The sequence below is a fragment of the Dyadobacter linearis genome (assembly GCF_907165045.1).
Taxonomy (GTDB): domain Bacteria; phylum Bacteroidota; class Bacteroidia; order Cytophagales; family Spirosomataceae; genus Dyadobacter; species Dyadobacter linearis.
Map to the genome: position 1 here is coordinate 242,071 of NZ_CAJRAU010000007.1, position 25,068 is coordinate 267,138.

A 25,068-nucleotide genomic window follows, 5' to 3' on the forward strand; every position below is an offset into this window, starting at 1 on the left:
AATGTCTGCTGGCGGCATTGCGCTTGCCTTCCTTCAAACCTACCAATTTTCAGTTAACACTTGACACGTAACGTGTCGATTATTACCTTTATAAAATACACCACTATCATCGATGGATAAAAGACGACTGATATTTGAACTCAGGATGGAAATTGCAGCAGTCAGACAAGCACTCAGGGATTCGGAAGATGCCGGTTTAACAGAGTTGCAGATTAACGGACTACTGGAAAGGCTGAGTTACCTGTTGGAAATTGTGCGAAAATTGGAAGAATAGGGGAAGTGGAAATTTAGAGAACAGATCAACAATGACTACAACGGAAAAAACTAACGTGAACGTAGATGAGCTTCTTAGAAGGGCTGATCAATTGATCAATGCAGGAAAGGAATTTCTGGTGAGTGAGGGAAAAGTCCTTGAATTGAGTGACTGGCTGACAATCACTCAATATGCAGATAAATATGGTGTTACAACGCAGGTCGTTTCCAAATGGATCGAGCGGGGTGTGATCGGGGAGGATGACTATGTGGACGTTGGTAAGTTCGGTAAAAAACTCGTCAGAGATACAGCATACAGATCCTGATCCTGTTGCACAAAAAAATCGCCTGCGCTGGTTATTTTCAGCGCAGGCGATTTTTATAATATCACAGGTCAAATCAATATATCAACCACCTCCAACTTTGGCTTGTTCGGGCAATCCGTCGTAGCCGCCTGACTGGTCTGCGGCTTCTGCTTCACTTTGGTGCGCATTTTCGGGTTGGTTCGTATTTTCTGAGGTATGTGTTTCACTTTCAGCTTCCTGCGATGTTGCCGAATCTGTATTGTCACCATTGGAGGACAGGTAACTGGTCAGATCATTCAGTCCTTTTTCCCAGCCTTCCTGATGTGGGGAGAGAAATTCCGGACCTGAAAATCCTTCCTGTACTACCCGCAGCCTGCTTCCTTCGCCTTCTGAAGTGAATGTAATATGAAGGGTATAACCGCTTTCGGAACCTTCGTCATTCATATTCCAAACCCAAGTATAAACAAGTTTTTCGCCGGGTACCACTTCGCTGTATGTGCCGGTGATCTCTAAATCTGCATCTCCCACGTAATATTCCACGGCCCCGCCTTCGCGCAGCTCATTCTTCACGTCGGTGATCGTTTCTCCCATTGGCTTCCACCATTTTTTCAATTGCTCAGCTTCTGTCCAGGCAGCGAAAAGTGTCGCTACATCGACATCAAAGTCACGCTCTATTTCAAGCACATTATTGTTCTGATCCATTTCCATTTTTCAATTTTTAGTTTGTTGACTACGCGCACCGCGTTATGCGTCGCAGTGTCATAATAACTATGCCGCGGAAAGGTTGTTTTCTTGCGGGTCAAAAAGCGACCTCATATTTGTAGCGAATAAGAAGGTCCGTTTTAAAGTAAATATGCATTGTCGCCGAGTTTAGTATTAATTAGCTGAGGCGATTCGAAAAGTGTTTTCAGTTGTTTGCTGATAAATTTTGATATTACTATTTTTAAAGTATTCAAACAGACTATGATACTAGAACGGCGTGAATTCCTTTCCTCACTGACCCTGGCCGGCGCGGCTACTTTGTTTCCGGGCATTTCCCTGCTGGCAGCGACTTCTCCCAAAAAAGAAAAACTGGGCGTAGCACTTGTTGGTCTGGGTTATTACAGCACCGACCTGCTGGCTCCCGCACTACAACTTACCGAGAAATGCTACCTCGCAGGTATTGTGACCGGAACACCGGCAAAGGCGGAAACGTGGAAAACCAAGTACAATATTCCTGAAAAGAATATTTACACCTACGAGAACTTTGATAAGATCGCGGACAATCCAGACATCGATATTGTGTACGTGGTATTGCCGCCTTCCATGCACCGGGAGTTTGTAGTACGCGCAGCAAAAGCCGGTAAGCACGTGTTTTGCGAAAAACCGATGGCACCTTCCGTCGCCGACTGTGAAGCGATGATCGCCGCATGCAAAAGCAACAAGGTAAAGCTGGCAATCGGGTACCGCTGCCAGCACGATCCGAATATTCAGGCTTACATGAAAGTAGCGAAAGAGCAGAAATTCGGGAAAGTGAAAATGGTGACCAGCGCGGCCGGATATGTAGACAACCGGACAACGCATTGGAAGCAAAATAAAAAACTGGGCGGCGGCGTAATGGGCGATATGGGCGTTTATGCATTGCAGGGAGCAAGACTGGCAACCGGTGAGGAGCCGATCAGTGTGATTGCGCAGGCGTCGACCACCCGCCCGGAAATTTATAAGGAAGTAGAGGAAACGATGATGTTTATGCTGGATTTCCCTAGTGGTGCACGCGCGGCTTGCCAGACAAGTTTTGGCACTAATATGAACCACCTGCAAGTCAATTACGAAAAAGGCTGGCTGAAAATGGAGCCGCATTCGGGTTATAACGGGAATAAGGGTAGCATGTCTGACGGTACGGTGATCAACTTCCCGATTAAAAGTCAGCAGGCGAAGCAAATGGATGAAGACGCGCTGGCGATTATGAATAACACAGACCTGATCGCGCCGGGAGAAGAAGGATTGCGGGATATCAGGGTAGTGGAGGCGATTTATAAATCTGTTGCTTCCGGTAAAAGTGTTAAGATCTAGTTTATCATTAAAAAGGAGCGTGCAAATGCGCTCCTTTTTAATCAGCTTCGGTCAGGTGCCGGATCTCATCCACGAGCGTAGGTACTGAAAATGTTTTTTCTATAAATTTATCTACACCCAGATTAGAAAGCCTCGATTGCCATTCTTTGGGGATAGAAGTCGAATAAACGACGATACAAGGGTGGTCAAATTCTTTCAGCTTCTGTAATTCCTGTAAGCAGCGGTCGCCGGCAATCCTCGGCAGGCTAAGATCTATAAAAACATAGCCGGGCGTAGAAGCCGCTGGTTTACTGAAATACCTGATTGCAGACTCACAATCGGAGAAGAACAGACAGTCAACGGATCTTCCCAGGTCGTCGAGTGCCATCTTGAATATTTCATGATCATCCGTATCATCGTCGATCATTACAAAAAGTCCTTTATTACTCATATAGTGTTGTTTCAATCTTTTATGTAAAGTGGGTAATCAAAAACAGGTACCTCATCAGCACCTGTTTTTGATTTTGGATATTGATTCGCGGATCAATATTCATCCAGATTTTCTTCCTGATCGTGGCCCTGCAATTTGACGATCTTGTTGTAAAGTCCAAGTAACAGGAAAGGCGCCGGCCATTGTCCCACAAATAGGGCATTGTGTTTATGTCCCATAATTTTAAGTCCAAGCGAAACACCTATTGCTCCCACCGCTGCCCAAAGAAAAAGGTCTGACGGTAATTTAGAAGTTTGTTCTTCGATTGCTTTTGCAACTTTCCCCTCGCCATGTCCGGCATTTGTTAGATCTTTCATAGTAATTATTGATGATTAGTGTACGGCGCGCTTGTTAAAAAAGCATACCAGGAATGCATGAGGCGGGATGGGGAGTGATGGAAAAATAAATTTTCAAAAAAATGTGACCATCTGACGAGTCGGACGTCTAAAGGATTGTATCGCTGCAATTACAGGGCGAACACAACATCCATAAATCATCCGGAACCTCATGAGACAACTTATCGCTTTCGCACTGATCCTGTGCCTTGCTGGCTGTAAGAAAGACAAGATCGATCCCCATCAGGCTATCCTGGGGAAATGGGATGAATTCTATCTAGGAAACGGCGAATACCGCCCACCGATAAAAAATCCTTCTGCTTATTGGCACTTTTTACCCGACAGTGTATTGCTTGAATATGAATACGCCACCAAAAAAACATGGCATAAAAAATATTGGATCGATACGCTATTGCACATAGGAATACCCCGGGGAGATGGCTACCTGCTAAGATTCGATTATGAATGCAGGTTTGAGGCAGACACGCTCCGACTCTATTGGGTTAATGCAAGTCCCCAATTCAGCGTCTCCAAATGGAAAAGAATTCACTAAAACAAATACACACTATGAAGCAACTGATCACATTAGTGCTGCTCTGTTTCCTTGCCAGCTGCAAGAAAGACAAGATCGATCCCCACGAGGCTATTCTGGGGAAATGGGAGCTCGTTTACCATGGAAATGGTGAGCCTATTCCAATAAACTCACGCAGCTACCTCGAATTCCTTCCCGATAGTGTATTGTTAACTCACGATTATAATCCAAACATCACAATGAAACATAAGTATTGGATTGATTCACTCCTTCATATCGGATCAGCTTATTACAGCTATGAGTTTCATGCTGACACATTAGAACTAAATATAGAATATGCTACATCAATATTTAGCCTTTCAAAATACAAGCGAATTCAATAAAACAAGTACACACTATGAAAAATCAGTTACTCTCCGCTATGATTTTGGCGTTTCCGATGCTGGGCGAGGCGCAGCAGCCGGAATCCGTACCGACCGTTTTAACAGACAAAAATGGCATTATCCAGGCGATGGAATTTCCGGATAACGCGCCGAGCCCGAGTGATCAGGAATTTATGAGGCAGTATTTAAAGGTATCCGCCGACGATCGTTTTGAAAAAGCAAACGACAAGCAGCGAAGTCCTGGAAATACCGACGATCACTTTGACCAATTTTATAAAGAGATAAAAGTGGATGGGGCAGGATACAATTTTCACTACAAAAAAGGAAAGCTATTTTACGCACACGGTCATTTTGTTAAAATTGAAAACCTGGACATAGTATCATCGATTAATTCGGAAAGAGCGAAAGAACTATTTGCCCAATACAAGCAAATACCTGCTAACGAAATCTCTGACTTCACTTCGGAGTTGTTGGTTAAGGAAATCGCCTCGGCAGACAGCGCGGCTTATCTGGTATTCGAAATTTACCTGCACAGCAACGCTCCGGTGAATGATGAAATTGGGTATGTAGACGCTAAAACCGGCGAAGTCCTGGCGACGGAGCAGATTTTTTCGCATAGCTCGCCACACGTTAAAATCATTCAGCCGAAGATAACTCAAACGACCACCCCCGCCTTGAAACGTGCATTAGCTCCTGCAAATGGCAACTTTGCTACCCGGTACAGCGGAGCCAAGACGGGGAGCACGGACGAAGATGGGCTCAAATATCGCCTTTTAGATGAAACCAGGGGCGCTGTTATACATACCTGGAACATGCAGGGAAGTTTTGATTTTGACGCCCGTGTTGAACTGCTAGATAACGATAATATATGGACTGCGGCAGAACATGCGGCCAATGAAAATGACATGGGTCTTGACATTCATTGGGCATTGCAAAAGATCTATGATCGACTAAATACCGTACATGCCGTCAACAGTTTTAATAATCCAGTTGCTGGCGCGGGTTTTCCAATCAATGCATGTATAAGGTATGGAAGCACTAATGATTCTCGGGACAATGCGGGTTGGGCAGCAGCTTTAAAATTCTTAGTCTTTGGTGACGGTGCTATTCTTTTTCGACCAATGGCAAGTGTTGATGTCGTTGCACATGAATACGGGCATGGTATAACCGATTTTCAGATCGGATGGGGGAACTCGGGAGATCAAGGAGCTTTCAATGAAGGATTGAGTGACATCTGGGGAGCCATAATGCAGCATAGAATCACTGGGGGAAGCGTTTGGCAGGCAGGGGAACAGGTTGCTATCAACAATCCATGTGCGAGGGACATGCAAAATACCAACCTCCCCAACGTGCTCCGGCCAATGGCGAATACATTTGGCTCCGGCCAGTATAACGCTAATTCCGGGAGCCCCGGGATTGACGTTTACGTTCGCAGCGGCGTGTTATCTCACTGGGCGTATTTGCTGGCTAACGGCGGCTCGGGCACGAACGATGTCGGTACTGCGTATAATGTGCAGGGTCAGGGAATGGATCTGCTGGAAAACCTGATCGTGCGGGCGGTGTTTGGTAATTTTCTGGATAATAGTACCACTTATTTGCAGGTTCGGACAGGAATGGTCAATGCGGCAAAGGCCCTTTGCGGCAATCAGAACGGGGTGCTGGTGCAGCAGGTTGAAAACGCGTGGAAAGCAGTGAATGTGGGAGCAGCTACCCAGTCCGTCATTTCCGGTCCTGATCACCTTTGTCCGAATGCCACTTACACGATTGCAAATCTGCCCGCTGGCTCCACCGTGGCCTGGGTAAGCAGCAATGCCGCCGGGGTTACCATCAGCAATGCAGGTGCTGCGGCGCGTGTCGGGAATTTTCATGGAAATGTTACCCTGACGGCCACAGTCTCGGGTGGCTGCGGAAAGCTGGTGCTGACAAAAGCCATCAGTGTCGGCAAGCCCGTCGCAACAAATATTGCCATCAATGCACCAGACAAGTGCGCAGGTACAAGCCAGCTCGTGGTAGCGACTACAAAAGGCAATCCTACGAATATGAAGTGGTCTGTCACCAGCGGAAACGCCCCGAATGCTTCTCTGAGTGATTTTGCAAATGGTAGTGCCTCTTTTTTTACCAATACGCCAGACTGTTACGGATTGACACTTAGTATGACCAATACCTGCGGGGCTGCCACGACCGGAACGACCATTTGTATAGACAATTGCTTTGCCGGGAGTAAAGTATATCCCAACCCGGCCAGGGACCTGGTGACGATCGAATTTGAGCACGTTGAAAGTCTTCACGCGTTACCCGAGCAGATTCACTTGTATTCCGAGCATTCGACCGTGCCGGTCAGGTCGATATCTATCAGGGAAGTTTTTGAGAACAGGGGTTTTAAGGACGGTAATAAGATAGCGTTTCGTGTAAGTGACCTGCCCAGAGGTATCTATTTTGTGCACATTATTCCGGGCAAGAACTCGGGGCAGAAGCCGGAGCACATCAGGATTGTTTTGGAATAAAATAGTTGATAACCAGCCTGATCCTTCGCTACTTGACTGGTTAAATGGCCACAGGATAAGTGGGGTCGTCGATGATATTTACCTCAATAACATCACCCGCATTGCGGAGCAGCCGGCGGCAATCGGGGCTGAGGTGTTTTAAAAGGACTTTTTTACCAGCTTTCTGGTATCTGCCGGTGATCTTGTTTAATGCATCAATACCCGACATATCTGCAACGCGGCTTTCGGAAAAATCGATGATCACTTCCTGTGGATCTATTGCTACATCAAACTTTTCGCTGAATGCAGCCACGGAACCAAAGAAAAGCGGGCCGTAAATCTTGTAGGTTTTGACGCCGTTTGCATCCACAGACTTGTGCGCGCGGATCCTTTTCGCACTTTCCCATGCAAATACAAGGGCGGAGATGATCACACCGATCAGTACAGCCAGCGCAAGGTTATGCAGGTAAATCGTGATCGCTGCGACCAGAATCCCTACGAATACATCCTGTTTGGGCATTTTATTGATGATCCTGAAACTGATCCATTCGAAAGTACCAATCGCCACCATGATCATTACACCCGTCAATGCGGCCATCGGGACCAGCTCGATCACCGGCGCGGCGACAAGGATAATTGTCAGGATCGTTAATGCAGCGATGATACCGGACAACCTGGCGCGAGCCCCGGCAGAAAGGTTGACCAGCGTTTGGGCGATCATCGGGCAGCCGCCCATTCCGTAGAAAAAACCGTTCAGAATGTTCGCACTTCCCTGGGCAATGCATTCCCGGTTTCCGTTTCCGCGCGTCGCAGTGATCTCGTCAACCAGATTGAGTGTCAATAGTCCCTCCGTCAAACCCACGCCGCCCATGATCAGTGCGTAGGGGAAGATAATTTGCAGGGTAGCAAGGTTCAAAGGTACCTGCGGAATGTGAAATGGAGGAAACCCGCCACCGACCGACGCAATATCCCGTACTGTTTTGGTATCAATATTAAAACCCCAGACCACAGCAAAAACGACCAGGATCGCGACGAGCGAAGGTGGAATCGCTTCGGTGAATTTTGGCAACAATACGATGATCGCGACAGTGAGCAGCACCAGTGCGGCCATAATGAGCAGCGGGGTGCCGGTAAGCCACGTTGTTTCTCCGTTCACTACGGTTTTAAATTGTTCCAGCTGCGACATGAAAATGACGACTGCGAGCCCGTTCACGAAACCATACATCACGGGCTGCGGCACGAGCCGGACAAATTTGCCCAGTTTAAAAACCCCTACCAATATCTGCATAACCCCCGCAAGCGCCACAGCCGCGAAAACATACTCAATACCATGCGACTGCATTAATGCGATCAGCACGATCACCGTGGCACCCGCGCCGCCGGAGATCAGCCCGGGCCGGCCTCCGAAAATAGCAGTGACCAAACCCATGATAAATGCAGCATACAAACCCACCAACGGCGGCAAACCGGCCAGAATCGAGAAAGAAAGCGACTCGGGCATCATGGTCATCGCGACCGTGAGACCGGCGAGAATTTCAGTTTTATAATCTATCTTTTGCGTAAAATCAAAAAAATTCAAGTAACCTTTCATTACAGGACTATCATGGATTCGGGCGGAATGTATTTTCCTAATTCAAAGGAAGCCGGAATAGTGGCGATGACAAAACATTCATCGTATTATTGCGCAGAAACAACCGTCACAAACTAGCTTCCCGCAATGGAATGGATGAAAAAGTAAGGTATCTGCGTAAATTGCTGGACTATATCCTGCTCGGAATGAGCTTGCTATGTTGCATTGTGATCATTTTTCACCTGGGTTACAATACCAATACGGATATCGAGCGGCAAACCAACCGCATTCTCGAATGGTGTTTTCTGTTTTTCGCCCTGGCACTTTGTGTAAAAACCGTCACCGCATTTAAAAGTAAATCGTCGGTCATAGCCCGGGTCGGGGAGGCGATCCTGTTCCTTTATTTTGTGGGAGTGATCGTGGCCGACAGCTACTATTTTGCAGGAAAGGATGGTACCGAGCTTGTGAAACCGGAATGGATGTTCCTGGGCATTTTCGCCATTTTTATTATAGAGATTTCAAAACAAACGCTCTTTTTCGACCAGTTCTATTTCAATCCGACGCTGCTTTTTGTGCTCAGTTTCCTGCTTCTGATCCTGATCGGCACGGCGCTTTTACTTTTACCCAAATCCACTCATAACCAGCAGCTCAATTTCGTAGATGCGCTCTTCCTCGCAACGAGCGCGGTTTGCATTACGGGCTTGTCGGTGGTTGATATTGCCTCTGAGTTTACGCGGTTCGGTCAAATGATCATGCTCATCCTGGTGCAGATCGGCGGGTTGGGGATTATGACATTTACAGGCTTTTTCGGCTACTTTTTTTCAGGAGGTTTTTCGTATAAAAATCAGCTGATGTTTACCGAGCTGATTGGCGAAAACAAGGTCAGTTCCGTTATTTCAACACTATATAAGATCATTTTAGTAACCTTTTTCTTTGAGATCATGGGCGGCGTGCTCATTTACCTGAGCCTCGATCCTGATACTTTTGAAAGCAGCGCGGAGCAACTTTATTTCACCGTTTTCCACGCAGTTAATGCTTTTTGTAATGCAGGATTTTCCACGGTGCCCAATGGACTGCACAATGAGGCCCTCCGTTTTAACTATGAATTGCAGCTTTCTGTGATCATGCTTTATGTCATGGGCGGGCTGGGGTTTGGTATTATTTTTAATTCGTATGAATTCATCAGGCGCTGGGCTTTGAATATCTACCACAAAGTCAGGTTCGGGCGGCATTTTTCGCACCGGGCGGGCGTGATCGCATTCAATTCGAAGTTAATCGCCTACACTACTTTCTTCCTAATACTTTTCGGACTGATCGTTGTTTTTATCCTGGAATTCAACCACACGCTTTTGCAGCATGAAAGTTACTTTGGGAAATTTGTGACTGCATTATTTATAGGTACCAGTCCACGCTCGTCAGGTTTTAATACCGTAATGATGAGTGAACTGGCTTTTCCGACAGTTATGCTGATACTTTTATTAATGTGGATAGGAGCAGCGCCGGGCTCGACGGGCGGCGGGATCAAAGTGACCACTTTTGCGGTTGCGACGCTTAATATCCTCAGTCTGGCAAGGGGTAAGGACAGGATTGAGGTTTTTGGCAGAAAAGTCTCTGACAATTCCGTGTCCCGGGCGCTGGGTATCATTTCGCTTTCGCTCATTTTCCTGGGTCTGGCCATATTCATGCTTTCTATTACGGACCCCGACAAAAACCTGCTTTCGCTCGCATTTGAGACATTTTCGGCTTACAGTACTACTGGCCTCAGTCTGGGCGTTACGCCTGAGCTGAGCAATGCGGGCCGGTTGGTGATCATTTTGACTATGTTTGTCGGCAGGGTAGGGTCGCTCACCCTGCTCGTCGCATTCGTGCGGAAAGCGAAGCCGAAAAATTACCAGCTGCCCGAAGAACAAATGAATTTTTAAAACCGAACACAATGAAATACATCATATTAGGATTGGGAAGTTTTGGTAAATCCCTCGCGACCCGGCTCACGGAACTGGGCCACGAAACGATCGGCGTCGATAATAATATGCAGAAAGTGGAACAGCTGAAAGACCGGATCACGCACACGGTGTGCATGGACTGTACCGATAAAAGCGCAGTAAGCTCGCTCCCGTTGCGTGACGCCGATTCGGTGATCGTCGCGATCGGGGAAAACGAAGGTTCGTCCTTGCTGGCGACTGCATTATTGAAACAGTTGGGTGTAAAAAAGATCATCGGCCGGGTAGTTTCCGATCTGCAAAAAACGGTACTCGAAGCGATGGATATTGAAGAATACATCCTGCCCGAAGAAGAATCCGCAGAAAGGCTCGCCATGCGGCTCGACAATTCGGGTATCGTCGATTCTTTCAAGGTTTCGGATAAATACAGCATTATTGAAACCAAGGTACCTGCCCGTTACATTGGCAAAACACTCGCCGAGGCCGACCTCACAAACCAGTATAATGTGATCGTACTCACGGTATTAACACTTTCAAAAGGTTCTGAAAACGGTTTGGCAAGAATATTCAAAAGAGCTTCCGGCATTGCCACGCCGAATACCGTCATGCGCGAAAATGAAGTGCTGGTATTGTTTGGTGAATTAAAAGATATTGAAAAACTGATGCACTAAAATGGTTAAAAACTGCCGACCCAGGACTTAGAAATATATATTCAGGATTTTGGTTCCCGGCGGTTGGTATGGTTGGTCTTTTCAAATTTTCGAGGTTTTCTCTGCTGCTGTTGTTAGTGCTGGCTTCGCTGGGCTGGGCGTGCGGTAATAATCAGGAATCTTCCAAACCAAAGCGTAAGCCGAAAATTGAATCCCTCGCCGACCTGGGCGCATTGCCAAAATATGTAACTGATCCGCCCGGAAATCCAACCAGTCCTGAGAAAGTGAAGCTCGGTCGCCTCCTGTTTTTTGATCCTATTTTATCCGGAAGTAAAGACGTAGCCTGCGCCACCTGCCACCAGCCCGAGTTCAGTTACGCCGAGTTCCTCGAAACTTCAATAGGAGTGGGTGGAATGGGAAGAGGATCAAAACGCTTTTTCCTCGACCCGAACGATATTCCTTTCGTCAAAAGAAATTCACAAAGTATCCTGAACGTCGCATTCAACGGCATTCGAAATGGAGAAACCTATCATCCCGATTCGGCGGCAATGTTCTGGGACTTGCGAACCAAAGGTCTGGAAGAGCAGGCACTTTTCCCGATCCGTACATTTGAAGAAATGCGCGGGCACGGTTACGAAGAGGATAAGGTGGTGGATGATATCGTGAAAAGGATCAAGGCGATCCCCGAATACCGCAGCCTGTTCGCAGCTGCATTCGGCGGGCAAAGTGATCCTGTCAATGCAGGTAACCTGGCCAAAGCGATCGCGTCGTACGAAAGAACGCTCATCGCTAATAACTCCCGCTTCGACCAGTATATGCGGGGTGACAGCAGCGCGCTGACCACGGGAGAAAAAGAAGGACTGAATTTATTTCTGAAAGCCGGCTGCGCCAAATGCCATTCCGGTCCGATGTTCTCGGATTTCAAGCTGCATACTCTCGGCGTACCCGACACACCGAACCGGCCAGAAACAGACGCGGGCGGCGACAATAACTACGGATTCCGTACACCTACCCTGCGTAATCTGCGCTACACAAGCCCCTACATGCACAGCGGGGCATTCAAAACGCTGGATCAGGTTATGCTTTTTTACGAAGACCTGACCGGCGGAAAGATCGAAAACCCGAAAGTGGAAATGTACCAGATGGATTCCCTCGTGAGCCAGATCAATGTGAAATTCAAGGATATTGACCGCATCGTAGAGTTCCTCAATTCCCTCAACGATGAATCTTTTGACAAAAGTATCCCCGAAAAGGTACCCAGCGGGCTGCCTGTTTCGGGGATGTGACAGAAACTGAATATTTCAGTTTCCCATATTAAAAAATACCGCCAGCCCGTCTTTTCCGGCCACGATAATGTCTTTTCTGCCGCTTCCGGTCAGGTCGGCGATATCAAAATAAACGCCTATTCCCTTGCCTACGCCATAAGGTCCGTGTGAAATGATCTGCTTCACAAATGCCTCGCCATTCCATTTGAAATAATATAAACCTACCAGGTCCTTTTCGCCCGGATCACCGCCGTTATGAGCGCGGTACCGCTTTCCGGTCATCAGTTCCTTCACGCCGTCGCCATCCAGATCCACCCATGCCAGCGAGTGAAATTGCGAAGTATAGGGATCAATGCTGTGTTTTGCCCAGGTAATCTTGCCGGCAGCATCTTTCTTTTGCTCATACCAATGCAGCCCGTAACTATGCGCCTGGCCCACGATCACGTCATTTTTTCCATCGCCATTTACATCAGCCACAATAATAGGCACACTCGCGTCGCCGAAATTAAAATCGTTGTGCGCAATCCATTTGTCTTTCATCACATTCTTGGGCGCTTCAAGCCAGCCGGTACTGATGATAATATCGCCGCGTCCGTCGCCATTGATATCTCCAAAACCAAGTCCGTGATCCTGCTTGTCCGCAATCTGTACTTTGGTGAATTTGCCGGTACCTTTTCCGCTCTGGTCTCTTTCCAGTTTGTAAAATTTCAGGGGTTGGTTGGGGTTATTGGGCACAATTTCGAGCTGGCCGTCATTGTCAATATCCCACGCCTGGCCGGTTTCAACATTTCCGGTTTCGTCGATCAAATGGTCGGTCCACGGTTTGTCATTTCCCGGATTCTCCCGCCACAGCAGCGATTTGTTGAACCAGCCGCCGGTCACAATATCCATTTTTCCATCCCCGTTCACATCCATTGGTACAGTCAGGAACTCGTCCCAATATTCGCCGTGGCGTTTTACATCGCCCAGGTAGGCCCGGTCGAAAAACTCAGGGCCTTTATACCAATATGAACCCGAAACAATATCCAGCTTCCCGTCATTATTGACGTCAAAAACCGCTACCGATTCAAAGCTTTCCGAAGCGATCATCTTCTTTTCAAAGCGGAGCGGCGTCTGGCCTTTCACGTCCTGCGCCTGACTCTGGTTGGCTCCGAAAGCGCTGGCAACGAGCAGAAAGCAACAGGTGTTTTTTAATAAATGCATAGTAATTAGGCTAGGTGATAATGGAATGATTTCAGTTGATAAATTAAGCGGCAGGAACCAGTTGGTCCCCGCCGCCGGGTTCAGGGTTTAGGAAATAAGTCGGCCGGTCTATTAGTAGCCCGGGTTTTGTTGCAGATCGGGGTTTACTTGTATTTCAAGAAAAGGAATAGGGAAAAGCAATTTGTTCTGATCGAGATTGTAAGTCGCCGCGGTCAGATAATAGTAAGCCGGGTTTGCTTTCAGTTTTGCACCATATGCATTCATCACTGCAATCGCATTGCCCGTTCTTACCAGATCGATCCAGCGTTTGTTCTCGAAAGCCAGCTCAACGCGACGCTCTTTCAAAATCGCAGCCCGCAATGCAGCCTGGTCTTTCGCAGGCGAATCGGCGAGTCCCGCCCGCTTGCGCACCTGGTTGAGATAACCCGCCGCATCGGCAGTTTTACCCTGTTCGTTGGCTGATTCGGCCTGCATCAGCAGCACTTCCGCATAACGGTACACCGGGAAATTCTGGTTGGTCTGCCCGTAAATCGAATGCGGGTACTGGTATTTTTTGATATAAGGCAAATTCACATAACTCGTGTCCGAAACCTGCGACGGTCCTGTAATAAAACCGATCGACGCATTGAAACGCTTATCTTTCGTGCGGTCCTCGTAAGTCGCCAGCAGGTCTTCCGTCGGCGTGTTCCAGCCGGAGCCGGGAGCGGTTTGCGAGCCGGTCGGGCCTTTGGTGAACTGTGCGTGATTGACTGTCAGCGGAATGAAATAGTATGGGAAATAGCTATGCAAACCCAGTGTAGTACCTTCCAGATACTGCGCTTCAAATACAGATTCCGCATTGTTTTTATTGTTCGGATCAAAAACGGAAGCATAATCTGCCAGCAGTGAATATCCTGTCACTTTTGCTGACGCAGCTTCCGCCGCAGCCCAGTTTTTTTGATTAAGATAAACATCAGCTAAAAGCGTAAATGCCGCACCGGAAGTAGCTCTGCCTGGTTCCTGCGTGGCTTTGTTGGGTAAAAGTTCGCTGGCCTGGGTCGCATCCGAAATGATCTGTGCGTAGATCTGCTCCGCCGACGCGCGCGGCAGGGAGGCAGTACCCAGGTCAGAAGCCGGTTCCAGGTGCAGCGGAACGCCGCCGTAATATCTGACCAGATCAAAATAGGCCAATGCACGCAAAAAAAGCACCTGCCCTTTGAAATTAGCCAAAACTGCTGGGGCGAGACCTGAATCGTCGATCAATGCCAGCACCTGGTTAGCACGGGCGATCATGTCGAAATTGGAATAATACTTGGACGCTGTGATCGAGTTTTCGGAACCGTTCACAAACTCATCAATCTCTTCGGGAATAGGGGAGCGGTAATCGATATTGTAAAAGAAATGGGTGTTGTCTGACCGCATTTCGCCCATCGCCCAGCCCGATTCATTATTATAAAGTGCCTGCAAAGGCGCATAAGTACCGTCGACGGCCTGTTTGAAATCTGATTCGGATTCGAAAAAGTTGGAAGGTACTACTGCATTCTGAGGTTCTATATTTAAAAAATCACTGCACGAGCCGAGTACCACGGATATGACAAATATTGCTGATAGGGTCTTTGATTTCATGACCTTCGTATTTTAATGATGATGTCCAAAAATTTAAAAACCTACGTTGAAGCCAAGTGAATAGGTGCGGGGCACAGGATAAGAGCCGCCGTCGATCCCTAAACCTGTCGTGCTCTGACTAAGGCTCACCTGCGGGTTGGCGCCCGGGTATTTAGTGAAAATGTGGGCTTGCTGGATGCTTGCATAAGCGCGTAGCCTTTTGATCGCAGCGTTGCTTTTAAGCGGGATCGTGTAACCCAGTGTAATGTTGTTGATCGAAATGTGGCTCGCATCATACATCATCTGGCTTCCCCACCAGTCGCGTTCCAGGTAGGTAGTACCTGCTTCCAGGCTTCCATACCGGCCGCTGCCCGGGTTTTCAGGTGATCTCCATCTGTCTTTCACGTTCGCCAGCACATTGAATACACCGTCGAGGTTGGTCAGTGTCTGTTCCGCACCGCGCACTACATCATTTCCATAAGTACCTGACACTGTGAGCGAGAAGTCGAAGTTCTTGTAAGACACATTATTTGTCATACCAAAAATGAAATCCGGGTGCGGGTTACCAATGATCGTCGCGTCGTCCACGGTAATGATCCCGTCGCCGTTCACGTCCCTGAACTTGGCGGTACCTACCTGCGAAGTGCTGTGTTTGGGAGAGTTGTCGTATTCCTGCTGGTTTTTGTAAACGCCCTCGTGCTGCATACCATAAAGCATTCCGATCGGGTAGCCGACGCGCGTAATGTGGTCGCCGCCAATAAGCCCGCTGCCCGAACCTGTGATGAGCTCGTTGGTTTTCGTACCCATTGAAGTCACCTTATTGCGGTCAAATGAGATATTGAAATCGGTCGTCCATCTCAGTGCGCTTTTCTGCACATTCACGGTATTCAAAGAGAACTCATGTCCCCAGAAACGCAGCTCGCCGATATTCGTCTGGATATTTCCAAAGCCGGAAGCCCGCGGAACACGCACATTGAAAAGCAGGTCGCTCGTGTTTTTGCGGTAATAGTTATAGGTAAAATTGATCCGGTCTTTGAACAAATTCAGGTCGAGACCGATATTGAACTGCTCGTTGCTTTCCCAACCAATACCCTGATCTGCCAGGTTATCCACGCGGCGACCGCCTGCAACCGTTTTTCCGAAAACATAATTGGCCGTAGAGATCGTCGGAATATGGGTATAGTTACCAATATTAAAGTTACCCGCCACACCCCAGCTCGCGCGGAGTTTCAGGAAAGAAATGGTTTGAATATCAGACATAAAAGTCTCTTCACTCAAAATCCAGCCCGCAGAAACGGAAGGGAAGTTACCCCAGCGGTTGCGCGTCCCGAAGCGGGAAGAACCGTCGCGGCGGATAGAAGCAGAGAGGAGATATTTACCTTTATAATTGTAATTAACCCGCGCGAGATACGATAGCAGGCTCCATTCCTGAATGCTGCTGTTGGCGGTGACAGTACCCGCTGCGGCGAGCGTTTTCACCTTATCATCGGGATAATTATTTCCGTTGATCGCACTCGCATCCTGCCGGAACCGCTGCGCCGTGAATCCTCCGATCGCGTCGAAGTTGTGCTCGCCGAAGTTCTTCTGGAACGTCAGGATATTTTCATTTACCCACGATAAGTATTTGGATTGATTAAGGCTGGAAAACGGCACTTTGTACAACCCGGTACCTCTTGCGCCGGTAGTTAGTCCATTGAATGCAAAACTTCGTCCGTCGCCTTTGTCGATATTGGCCGAGGTTTTAAAAGAAAGCGCTTTTGTGATCTGGTATTCCGCAAAAAGATTGGCTAGAATGCGCGTTTCGCTGTTGTCGACCACGCGATCTGTCAGCGTCCTCGCATAGTTTGGAGTCGGGAACATACCCGGCGAAGTGGCAGTAAGCGTAAGTGATCCGTCCGGATTTCTCAGTGGCTCCAGTGGCGAAGTTTGCAGCGTTTCGTTCACAATACTTCCCACACCGTCCACGCCCGTATTGGAATCGGTGGTATAAGTCGGTGCGATGTTAATACCGATATTCAACTTTTCATGCGGGCGGAAATTGGTATTCACACGCAGCGAATAGCGTTTGTAACCCGAGCCTAAAATCACCCCGTCCTGCTGTAAAAAGCCGGCTGTCGCAGTAGTACTGAAATTCTCGGTACCGGTACTCAGGCTCAGGCTGTGATCCTGCATCAGTGCAGTGCGCGTGATCGCGTCGTACCAGTCAGTACCTTCGCCATATTGTTGTGGGTTTTGAAAAACGGGATCAACGGGCAAGCCTCTTTCCTCCGCCATTTCTTTCCGCCAGGTCGCAAATTCCTGCGCATTCATCATATCAGGCCGGCCGCGCTGCGGCACCTGCTGGGCTCCGATGTAAGTACTGTAATCAATGCGCGTTTTTCCGGGAACTGCTTTTTTTGTTTCAATCAAAACCACCCCATTTGCAGCTCTCGAACCATATAAGGCCGTCGCAGATGCATCTTTCAATACACTGATCGACTCAATTTCATTTGGGTTGATATTCGCAATACCGCCTACGATCGGGTTACCGTCCACTACATAAAGCGGGTCGGCACCGGCCGTGATCGAAGCCGCGCCGCGTATCCTGATCGCCATTCCGGCACCGGGCGTACCGGTGGTTTGCGAGATCTGTACACCGGCGAGTTTGCCTTGTAGTTTTTGGGAAAACTGTGAAACCGGCAAGTCGGCGAAGTCTTTGCCGCTCACTGTCGAAACCGAGCTGGAAAGCTGGCGCGTAGATTGTTTCCCATAACCAACGACCACAAGTTCGTCCAGCGATTTTTCATCTTCTATCAATGCGATATCAATCGTCGATTGCGTGCCCACCGCCACTTCCTGACTGATATAACCCACAAAAGAAAAGATCAGACTCGCATTATCATCGGCTACTACCACCGAAAAAGCCCCATCGGCATCGCTGCTGGTACCCTGCTGCGTTCCCTTAACCACAATGCTCACGCCAGGCAGCGGCGCACCTTTTGAGTCGGAAACTTTACCTGAAACCTTTCTTTCAGTAGATTTTACTTCCTCAGGCTGTACAGGCGCAGGGGTAGTTTCGGCAGGCTGGTTTTGCAGCATAATCTGCCCGCCCACGATCTTATAGCTGATATTGAGGGGTTTTAAAGTCAGCGTCAGCACTTCAGAGAGACGCAGGTTCACTGCATTTACACTCACCTTCCTGCCGGCACCAATGGTATTGGAACTGTACACAAATCTCACATTGGCCTGTTGCTCAATGCGCGCCAGCACCTTGCTGACCTGCGTGTTTTCCAGCTGGATCGTCACCGAACGATCCAGTAAATCCTGTGAATGCCCGCTGTGTGAGTAGGCAAAGGTCATTGTCAAAAAAGCTAGAACAGACTGTAAGAAGCTGATCCTCATAATATGAATCAATAGAGGATGGAGACGTATTCGGTTTTTCATTACTTTTACATGTTTTGTTTAGGACTGTGAAAAGGTTGAACAAAGCCCCACTCGCTCCATTGACGTCTTCCAAATGCCGGGGAGAGAGGGGGAAATCTTAGAGAGTCGAAAGTGCTGGTAACACGTTCGGCTCTTTTTTTATGCTTAAAAAGTCTGCTTACCTGGGTGGCGGGCAACCGGCGCCACTGATCAGGATCCGGGTGCCGCGCACTTCATACGTTGCATTCACCGCGGCACACAGCAGGTCCAGTTTGGTAAATAAGGGTTCCTGGGTAATGTCCGCCGTGAAAAGGCAATAACGCATTGCATCGTTGTCAAGGATAATCTCCACGCCGAAAGATTTTTCGAGTTTTTCAATCACATCAATAAAATGAGTGTCCTGAAATACAAATGACTCCGGCGCGGGGACACCCTTCGCACTGCTGGTAACAGGCTGGGGATTAGCCACAAGGCCGGTCTCAAATGCATGCGTTTCGTGCGAATACTTCACGCGCTGGTTGGCAGTAAGTATCACTCCGTCTTTGATCTTACTGTTCGCTTCGTCTGGCCCGGTCGATTTTTTGGATACAGATACCTTCCCGGTTACTACCGACACTTCGATCGCGCTGTTATCATTGCTTCCCTCAACCCAGAAGCTGGTCCCGAGTACCTTGGTCACTACCTCGCCGGTGTGGACAAAAAACGGCCTTTCAGCATCGTGGGATACATTGAAGAACGCTTTTCCCAATAAATAAACTTCCCTTTTGGAGCCGGCAAGTTCGGCAGGGTAGGAGATTTTTGTTCCGGGCGAAAGCAGCAGTACCGAGCCGTCGGGCAGGGTGATATTTTCAGGGGTGGGGTTTCGGTTTAAATAAGTTACCAGGTTATCAGGCAGATTGCTGGCCGTGGCTACCACCGGGTCAGATTTTTTGACAAAAACCTTAATCGAAGCAAACCCTATTCCCAGAACAAGCACAGCCGCAGCCGCCCACTTCCAGAGCTGGAAGGTGCGAACGGGCGTTTCCTGTTCTATTTCCTGGTTGGCCAGGATCGCATTCCAGATCCGTTCTTCGATCGCCGCATTTTCCTGGGTACTTCGCTCGGGAACTTCTTCATCCAGCGTTGCAAACCATTGCTCCACGAGCGATCTTTCCTGGTCGGTACAGTTTCCTGCGCGGTAGCGATCAAGTAATTGGTAGAAGTTTTTTTTGCTCATAGAGAGTGGAATGGGGGCCTTTCTAGTAAGACTGAAAAATGAACGTCCACCGCAAATCATATAAACTTTTCCTTGAAAGTTTATATGTATTCTGACTTGGAGACCAGTTTTTCTTTAAAAGATGATATTGATAAAAAAGAGGAGCGCAGTGATACCGTTGCGCAAAATCTCCCTGAGCTTGCGCAAAGCCTGGGTAATGTGGTACTCAACGGTGCGCGATGGAAGTTGCAGTTTATCGGCGATCTCAGAAGCCGATTTCCCTTCGATACGGTTCAATAAAAAGATGTCCCGGGTTTTTTCAGGCAGCTGACCCATTGCTTCCCTGAAAGTCGATTCCAGTTCGTCCAGAAACAGCGGGTAATCGGGCGCGGAGGTATCGGAGGCTGAGGTAAGGTCGGAGAAAATGCGTTCTTTATAATGGTCGATGATCCGGTTCCGGACGGAAACGAAGAGGTAACTTCTCAGATTGGAGATCAGCAGCTGGTCGCGTTTTTCCCAGATACTGACAAAAAGGGCCTGCACAATTTCTTCCGCCACGTCTTTATCGTGGGTTTTGGCAACGGCAAAGTCATACAGCTCACGCCAGTGTTCCCGGTAAATACCCTCGAACTCTTTTCTGTTGATCGGAAAGGCGGAACCGGCACGCGCATCTTCTGGAATATATTTCAACCGTTTCATTGCCTATTTAAACACATCGATGTGGGTGCGGAACCAGCGCTTCGAAAACTGCACATTTTGCATTTCCACACAACCATAAAGCTTTGGAATGATGAATTGCTACCGTTCGTTCTCCATTTTATTCAGATTTCCTTTTGTATTTTGCGCAAATTCACTCCCAGTATACTTATGAAGAATTTGCGCAGCATACTGTTCTATACCGTCACGCTGGTCATCTTTTCGGGCTTGCTCTACTGGTTTATCATAGAAGGGCAAAAACTCGAAAGTCCGGAAGTAGCAATCAGAAATCCCGTCCCGACCACCTCTTCTTTCGAACAATTTCAGGGGACATTTTCGCACGATCTCACCAGTCCGCTGGCGATCCTGCTATTGCAGATCATCACGATTATTCTGGTAGCGAGGGTCTTTGGTTGGTTTTGTAAAAAGATTGGACAGCCTACTGTGATCGGGGAAACTGCCGCAGGGCTATTCCTCGGCCCGTCGCTGGTAGGTACGTTCTTCCCTGAGTTTTCAGCCTTTCTTTTTCCAAAAGCTTCACTCAGTAACCTGCAATTTCTGAGCCAGATCGGACTAATCCTTTTTATGTTCATCATCGGCATGGAACTGGATCTTAAAGTCTTGAAAACCAAGGCAAAGGAAGCGATCGTGATCAGCCACGCCAGTATCGTACTACCTTTTGCACTCGGTGTCGGGCTGGCGCTTATGCTGTATCAGGAATTTGCGCCGGCAGGGATCAGCTTTCTTTCTTTTTCGCTTTTTACCGGTATTGCACTGAGTGTGACCGCATTCCCCGTACTCGCTCGGATCGTGCAGGAAAGAGGATTGTCGAAAACCCGGCTGGGTATGATGGTGATCACCTGCGCCGCTACCGACGATATTACTGCCTGGTGTATTCTGGCTGCAGTGATCGCGATCGTTAAGGCAGGTTCGTTTGTGAGCTCTCTGTACACCATTTTGCTGGCAATCGCTTACGTACTGGTGATGCTGAATGTGGTCAAACCGTTCCTGAAAAGGCTGGGCGATCATTACGATTATAAAGAAGGGTTAACCAAACCTGTGGTCGCGATATTTTTCGTGGTACTGCTGGCTTCGGCTTACAGTACCGAGGTAATCGGCATTCACGCGTTGTTCGGGGCATTTATGGCGGGGGTGATCATGCCTTCAAACCATAAATTCAGGAATATATTCATTGAAAAAGTAGAAGACGTTTCGATGGTATTGCTGCTGCCTTTATTCTTCGTATTCACAGGTTTGCGCACGCAGGTCGGCCTGCTGAACGATCCCTATCTGTGGAAAGTAACCGGGATCATTATGCTTGCCGCTGTGGCTGGTAAGTTTATCGGCAGTGCAGTGGCGGCGCGTTTTGTGAAGCAAAGCTGGCGCGACAGTCTGATCATCGGCTCGCTGATGAATACGCGCGGATTAATGGAGCTGGTGGTACTGAATATCGGCTATGATATCGGCGTGCTTTCTCCACAGATTTTCACAATGATGGTGATCATGGCGCTCCTCACCACCTGCATGACAGGCCCGGCACTGGATCTGATCGACCGGTTTATGCCCGAGAAGACTACTTTGGCCGAAGTTGTAGGCGCAGTCGGAAATAAATTCGCGGTCGTGATCGCATTCGCCAGTCCGCTGAGTGGCCGCAAAATGCTTAAACTGGCCAGCCAGCTGAGCTCGCGCCAGGAAACAAAAAGCCTGACTGCATTGCACCTTTCGCCCAGCAGCTATCTCAGCCAGGTCGATTCGCAGGAATATGAAACCGAGACTTTCAGGCCGATCACGGAGGAGGCGGAAAAGCTGGAAGTGCCCGTTACCACGCTATTTAAACCATCACAGGATATTGAACACGATATCATCGAATATGCGAATACGGGCGGTTATGACCTGTTAATGATGGGTATTGGTCACGGAGCGTTTGAGGGTACTTTTTTGGGTAAATTGCTGGGTATCACGAATAAGATCATCAGCCCGGTCCGCCTGTTTGATACCATTACAGGTAAGGAAAAGCTGTTCCATGCCGATATTTTTGATGAACGCACGAGCCACGTGATCAAGTCGGTGAAAGTGCCGGTTGCTTTATTGATCGATAAAAACCTCAGTAAAACCGAGCGCATATTCCTTCCCATATTCTCTTCGGCAGACCGGTTCCTGCTCGATTTTGCCGCCAGGATGATCGGTCAGCACGGAACCACTGTTACGATCATGGATCCGACAGGATTGCTGGATCAGAAAACGGAGGTCAGGGAAGCTGTCGCACACATGCAGAGCAACTTCCCGGATCGCATTGAGCTACACAATGAGAATGCACTTGAAAAGGAATTTCTGGTAAAACAGGATTTGATGCTCATCAGCTACCAGAGCTGGAAACTGGCTGTGCGTTCTCACAGCGTGTGGCTCTCGCATTCTCCTTCGGTGCTGGTAATCCGAACATAGCAGGGCGTATATGGAGTAGCGTGTTATCGGTTACTTTTTTTGTTAAACTCAATTTAATAGGCAGGATCTTAGGCAACACTTGGGTGTAAAGCTGTGTCTGGTAAGATAACATCGTTTTCACCAGTTCCTAAATCGATCGGCTATGAAATTCAACGTTTACTTCATCATCACATTTCTTTTCTTTTCTGCCAGCGTCAGTTTTGGCCAAAAGGGTCTTCAATTGGTGGTCGATTCCGTCACGCACGAATATAAGGTCGTGGAAACGCCGCTGAAATCTTCCAACAAACGTACTGCCGCCCGGGATATAACCGTCACGGTCACACCACATGCAGCCAAGCCTGAAAGTATGATCGATATTCACATGGAGATCGGCGCGGGAACCAACATCGAGGAGATAAGCTCTATTTATTTAACCATTATACCCGATTGCGGCGATGGTTGTATGCAGAACGGATTTGCGCACATCTGGCTCTCGCCCAGGGCTATTAATAAAACTGCCAGAACGGTGGATCTCGTAATGGGCGGCATGCAGGCGGGTAAGGATTATCGCCTCATGACAGCAGTATTTGGTGTTGACGGGAGTGCATGCAGCGGTGATGGCTGGATTATTAACCCTTTCAGGACGGACAATGCAGTGAAACGACAGGAGAAAATGCTGCTTGTGATCAATGAAGAATGGAGAAGCACTGCCGCAATTCAGGAGAAGCTGGATCAATATATTGCTGACGTGAAAGTTACCCGGCCAAATCTTTCGGTTGAAAAATTTCACATGGAGAGTAACAGTTTCGACAAGAACAGGCTCTTTGAATACATCCGTCAAAATCATCTCACGGACAACATTACATATCTGTTTTTTATCGGTGCTAATGCGGCTACAACATCTACCCGCCATTTGCTCAATGATGCCGGAAATATCGAGATGACCTTTTCTTCAAGCACTTTTTCCCGCTATACACACCCGCTCTACAAGCACTACATTTATGATGCAGAAAACGACGAGATGCGTACGTACAAGTATCTTAATACCTGCTTGTACCCGCCGCAGGAAGTCAGGGAAGCTGTTTTTGAGCAAACTAACCCGCTGATATCGATGGGTATGGTCATTCCGGCTCCTAACCTGACGCCGCAGGAGAAGGTCAGTTACGTGACAGATTATTTTACAAAGCTGCACCGATTCCGAAAAAGGGAGATCTCATTTGACCGGAAAGTCCTGATCACGGACGGTTTTGTAGATGAGCAGAATGTGGTGGCAATGGCGCAGGCAAACGGAAGGTGGAGTTCGGCCAGTACGGTCGCTTTCGGGCTGGAAAAAGATGCGAACTATTCCGGAGAAGACGCGATATGGAAAGCAGATTACCTGAATAAGCTGGGTACGCAATCCTATGAGATTATGAGCCTCAATGTGCACGGCTCGCCCGATTATCAGTCTTTCGGTATTTATAAAGAGGATATTAATAGCCTTCCCGCGCTGAATACGCAGGTAATCAGTCTGAGCTCCTGCAACCTTGGGAGTTACGGCTGGGGTAATTACCTGGGCGGCGAATATCTTGGGAAAGGTAATGTCCTGAACGTAAATTGTTATTCGGATCTGCTGCTGCTGATTACGACGAATGGTGCCAGCGCGCTGGAATATGAGTACCGGAACAACGGCGCATTTACTTTAATGTCGCAGGGATATGCATTCAGTGATGCGTACCGATATGCAGCCGGATACGTCGAGAGCCAGGTTTTACTGGGCGATCCGCTGGCAACATTGCGCGACTCGGACCCGTTACCCGTTGTGCTGAAAGATTTTAATGTGACTGCCGAGGGAAGAACCGCTCAGGTTTCGTGGTCAACTACTTCTGAAACGAAAAGTGCGCATTTTGAAGTGCAGCGGAGTAAAAATGGCAGCGACTGGAAGCAGATCGGCAAAATGGATTCGCAAGGTGAAAGTGCGGCGGAGCATTTTTACAGCTTCACCGACTGCCAACCCTATTCGGGTCAGAATTTATACAGGCTGAAAATGGTTGACCTCGACGGGACATTTGCCTATTCAGAGATACGTAACCTGCGATTTGAAGGCGGGGAGGAAGCTGTTTATCCGAACCCGGTTTCGGACAAGATCTATTTTGACGCGGAAATGCGTGGGCAGATCAAATCTGTGACAGTTGCTGATATTGCAGGAAAGATAGTGCTGCGGGTTACCAGCGTTTCTGATCAGGGCATTTCTGTAAAATCATTTGGTACAGGGCTTTACCTGCTGCGGATTTCTAAAATGGACGGAAGTACAGAAGTAAAAAAGGTGCTGGTAAACAGATAGTGCGTTCC

Annotated in this window: 20 protein-coding genes; 11 read left to right on the plus strand and 9 right to left on the minus strand. The window is 48.2% G+C overall.

Annotated features, from left to right (window positions below; all coding sequences use genetic code 11):
• Positions 1 to 112: 112 nt before the first annotated feature.
• Both KOD92_RS22140 and KOD92_RS22145 read left to right on the plus strand, forming a co-directional pair.
• A complete protein-coding gene (locus tag KOD92_RS22140) occupies positions 113 to 274 on the plus strand; it encodes a hypothetical protein (protein WP_215235788.1) in 162 nt (53 codons plus the stop codon).
• Between the two features lie 31 nt (positions 275 to 305).
• On the plus strand, positions 306 to 578 hold the full coding sequence (locus KOD92_RS22145; RefSeq protein WP_215235789.1) for a hypothetical protein: 273 nt from the start codon (positions 306 to 308) through the stop codon (positions 576 to 578).
• An 81-nt stretch (positions 579 to 659) separates the two neighbouring features.
• Here KOD92_RS22145 and KOD92_RS22150 read toward each other — a convergent pair whose 3' ends face one another.
• On the minus strand, positions 660 to 1,259 hold the full coding sequence (locus KOD92_RS22150; RefSeq protein ID WP_215235790.1) for an SRPBCC family protein: 600 nt from the start codon (positions 1,257 to 1,259) through the stop codon (positions 660 to 662).
• Between the two features lie 261 nt (positions 1,260 to 1,520).
• On the opposite strand from KOD92_RS22150, the gene KOD92_RS22155 reads away from it, so the two are divergent.
• Positions 1,521 to 2,609 carry a Gfo/Idh/MocA family protein gene (locus KOD92_RS22155; RefSeq protein ID WP_215235791.1) on the plus strand — a complete coding sequence of 363 codons (1,089 nt, stop codon included), beginning with the start codon at positions 1,521 to 1,523 and terminating at the stop codon, positions 2,607 to 2,609.
• A 37-nt stretch (positions 2,610 to 2,646) separates the two neighbouring features.
• Here KOD92_RS22155 and KOD92_RS22160 read toward each other — a convergent pair whose 3' ends face one another.
• Together KOD92_RS22160 and KOD92_RS22165 are read right to left on the minus strand one after the other, a co-directional pair.
• Complete coding sequence (locus KOD92_RS22160) at positions 2,647 to 3,039, minus strand: response regulator (protein WP_215235792.1); 393 nt, start codon at positions 3,037 to 3,039, stop codon at positions 2,647 to 2,649.
• 92 nt (positions 3,040 to 3,131) lie between these two features.
• Positions 3,132 to 3,395, minus strand: coding sequence for a hypothetical protein (locus KOD92_RS22165; protein WP_215235793.1), 264 nt, complete (start codon positions 3,393 to 3,395; stop codon positions 3,132 to 3,134).
• A gap of 190 nt (positions 3,396 to 3,585) precedes the next feature.
• Here KOD92_RS22165 and KOD92_RS22170 point away from each other — a divergent pair, with 190 nt between their 5' ends.
• Genes KOD92_RS22170 through KOD92_RS22180 form a run of 3 tightly spaced genes read left to right on the plus strand, consistent with a single transcriptional unit; the run spans position 3,586 to position 6,832 of the window.
• Positions 3,586 to 3,966 carry a hypothetical protein gene (locus tag KOD92_RS22170; protein WP_215235794.1) on the plus strand — a complete coding sequence of 127 codons (381 nt, stop codon included), beginning with the start codon at positions 3,586 to 3,588 and terminating at the stop codon, positions 3,964 to 3,966.
• A 14-nt stretch (positions 3,967 to 3,980) separates the two neighbouring features.
• A complete protein-coding gene (locus KOD92_RS22175) occupies positions 3,981 to 4,328 on the plus strand; it encodes a hypothetical protein (protein ID WP_215235795.1) in 348 nt (115 codons plus the stop codon).
• A gap of 14 nt (positions 4,329 to 4,342) precedes the next feature.
• Positions 4,343 to 6,832 (plus strand): M4 family metallopeptidase, encoded by a 2,490-nt coding sequence (locus tag KOD92_RS22180; RefSeq protein WP_215235796.1) that lies wholly within the window; start codon positions 4,343 to 4,345, stop codon positions 6,830 to 6,832.
• Positions 6,833 to 6,872: 40 nt separating this feature from the next.
• Here the strand turns inward: KOD92_RS22180 and KOD92_RS22185 are convergent, their stop codons facing one another.
• A complete protein-coding gene (locus KOD92_RS22185; protein WP_215235797.1) occupies positions 6,873 to 8,402 on the minus strand; it encodes a SulP family inorganic anion transporter in 1,530 nt (509 codons plus the stop codon).
• Between the two features lie 89 nt (positions 8,403 to 8,491).
• Between KOD92_RS22185 and KOD92_RS22190 the strand changes: the two genes are divergently transcribed.
• From KOD92_RS22190 to KOD92_RS22200, 3 genes are all read left to right on the plus strand, one after another.
• Complete coding sequence (locus KOD92_RS22190) at positions 8,492 to 10,303, plus strand: TrkH family potassium uptake protein (RefSeq protein WP_215235798.1); 1,812 nt, start codon at positions 8,492 to 8,494, stop codon at positions 10,301 to 10,303.
• Positions 10,304 to 10,314: 11 nt separating this feature from the next.
• On the plus strand, positions 10,315 to 10,992 hold the full coding sequence (locus KOD92_RS22195; RefSeq protein ID WP_215235799.1) for a potassium channel family protein: 678 nt from the start codon (positions 10,315 to 10,317) through the stop codon (positions 10,990 to 10,992).
• Positions 10,993 to 11,060: 68 nt separating this feature from the next.
• Positions 11,061 to 12,257 (plus strand): cytochrome-c peroxidase, encoded by a 1,197-nt coding sequence (locus KOD92_RS22200; RefSeq protein ID WP_215235800.1) that lies wholly within the window; start codon positions 11,061 to 11,063, stop codon positions 12,255 to 12,257.
• A gap of 15 nt (positions 12,258 to 12,272) precedes the next feature.
• Here the strand turns inward: KOD92_RS22200 and KOD92_RS22205 are convergent, their stop codons facing one another.
• From KOD92_RS22205 to KOD92_RS22225, 5 genes are all read right to left on the minus strand, one after another.
• Positions 12,273 to 13,439: an FG-GAP repeat domain-containing protein gene (locus tag KOD92_RS22205; protein WP_215235801.1), complete on the minus strand. Its 1,167-nt coding sequence runs from the start codon at positions 13,437 to 13,439 to the stop codon at positions 12,273 to 12,275.
• A gap of 111 nt (positions 13,440 to 13,550) precedes the next feature.
• The gene (locus KOD92_RS22210) at positions 13,551 to 15,044 is read right to left on the minus strand and encodes a RagB/SusD family nutrient uptake outer membrane protein (protein WP_215235802.1); all 1,494 of its coding nucleotides are present in this window, start codon (positions 15,042 to 15,044) and stop codon (positions 13,551 to 13,553) included.
• Between the two features lie 33 nt (positions 15,045 to 15,077).
• Positions 15,078 to 18,362, minus strand: coding sequence for a TonB-dependent receptor (locus KOD92_RS22215; RefSeq protein WP_229254800.1), 3,285 nt, complete (start codon positions 18,360 to 18,362; stop codon positions 15,078 to 15,080).
• A 241-nt stretch (positions 18,363 to 18,603) separates the two neighbouring features.
• On the minus strand, positions 18,604 to 19,641 hold the full coding sequence (locus tag KOD92_RS22220; RefSeq protein WP_215235804.1) for a FecR family protein: 1,038 nt from the start codon (positions 19,639 to 19,641) through the stop codon (positions 18,604 to 18,606).
• 114 nt (positions 19,642 to 19,755) lie between these two features.
• The gene (locus KOD92_RS22225) at positions 19,756 to 20,319 is read right to left on the minus strand and encodes an RNA polymerase sigma-70 factor (RefSeq protein ID WP_215235805.1); all 564 of its coding nucleotides are present in this window, start codon (positions 20,317 to 20,319) and stop codon (positions 19,756 to 19,758) included.
• 168 nt (positions 20,320 to 20,487) lie between these two features.
• Here KOD92_RS22225 and KOD92_RS22230 point away from each other — a divergent pair, with 168 nt between their 5' ends.
• Both KOD92_RS22230 and KOD92_RS22235 read left to right on the plus strand, forming a co-directional pair.
• Positions 20,488 to 22,758, plus strand: a complete 2,271-nt coding sequence (locus tag KOD92_RS22230) for a cation:proton antiporter domain-containing protein (protein WP_215235806.1) — start codon at positions 20,488 to 20,490, stop codon at positions 22,756 to 22,758.
• A gap of 142 nt (positions 22,759 to 22,900) precedes the next feature.
• On the plus strand, positions 22,901 to 25,060 hold the full coding sequence (locus KOD92_RS22235; protein WP_215235807.1) for a T9SS type A sorting domain-containing protein: 2,160 nt from the start codon (positions 22,901 to 22,903) through the stop codon (positions 25,058 to 25,060).
• Positions 25,061 to 25,068 lie beyond the last annotated feature (8 nt).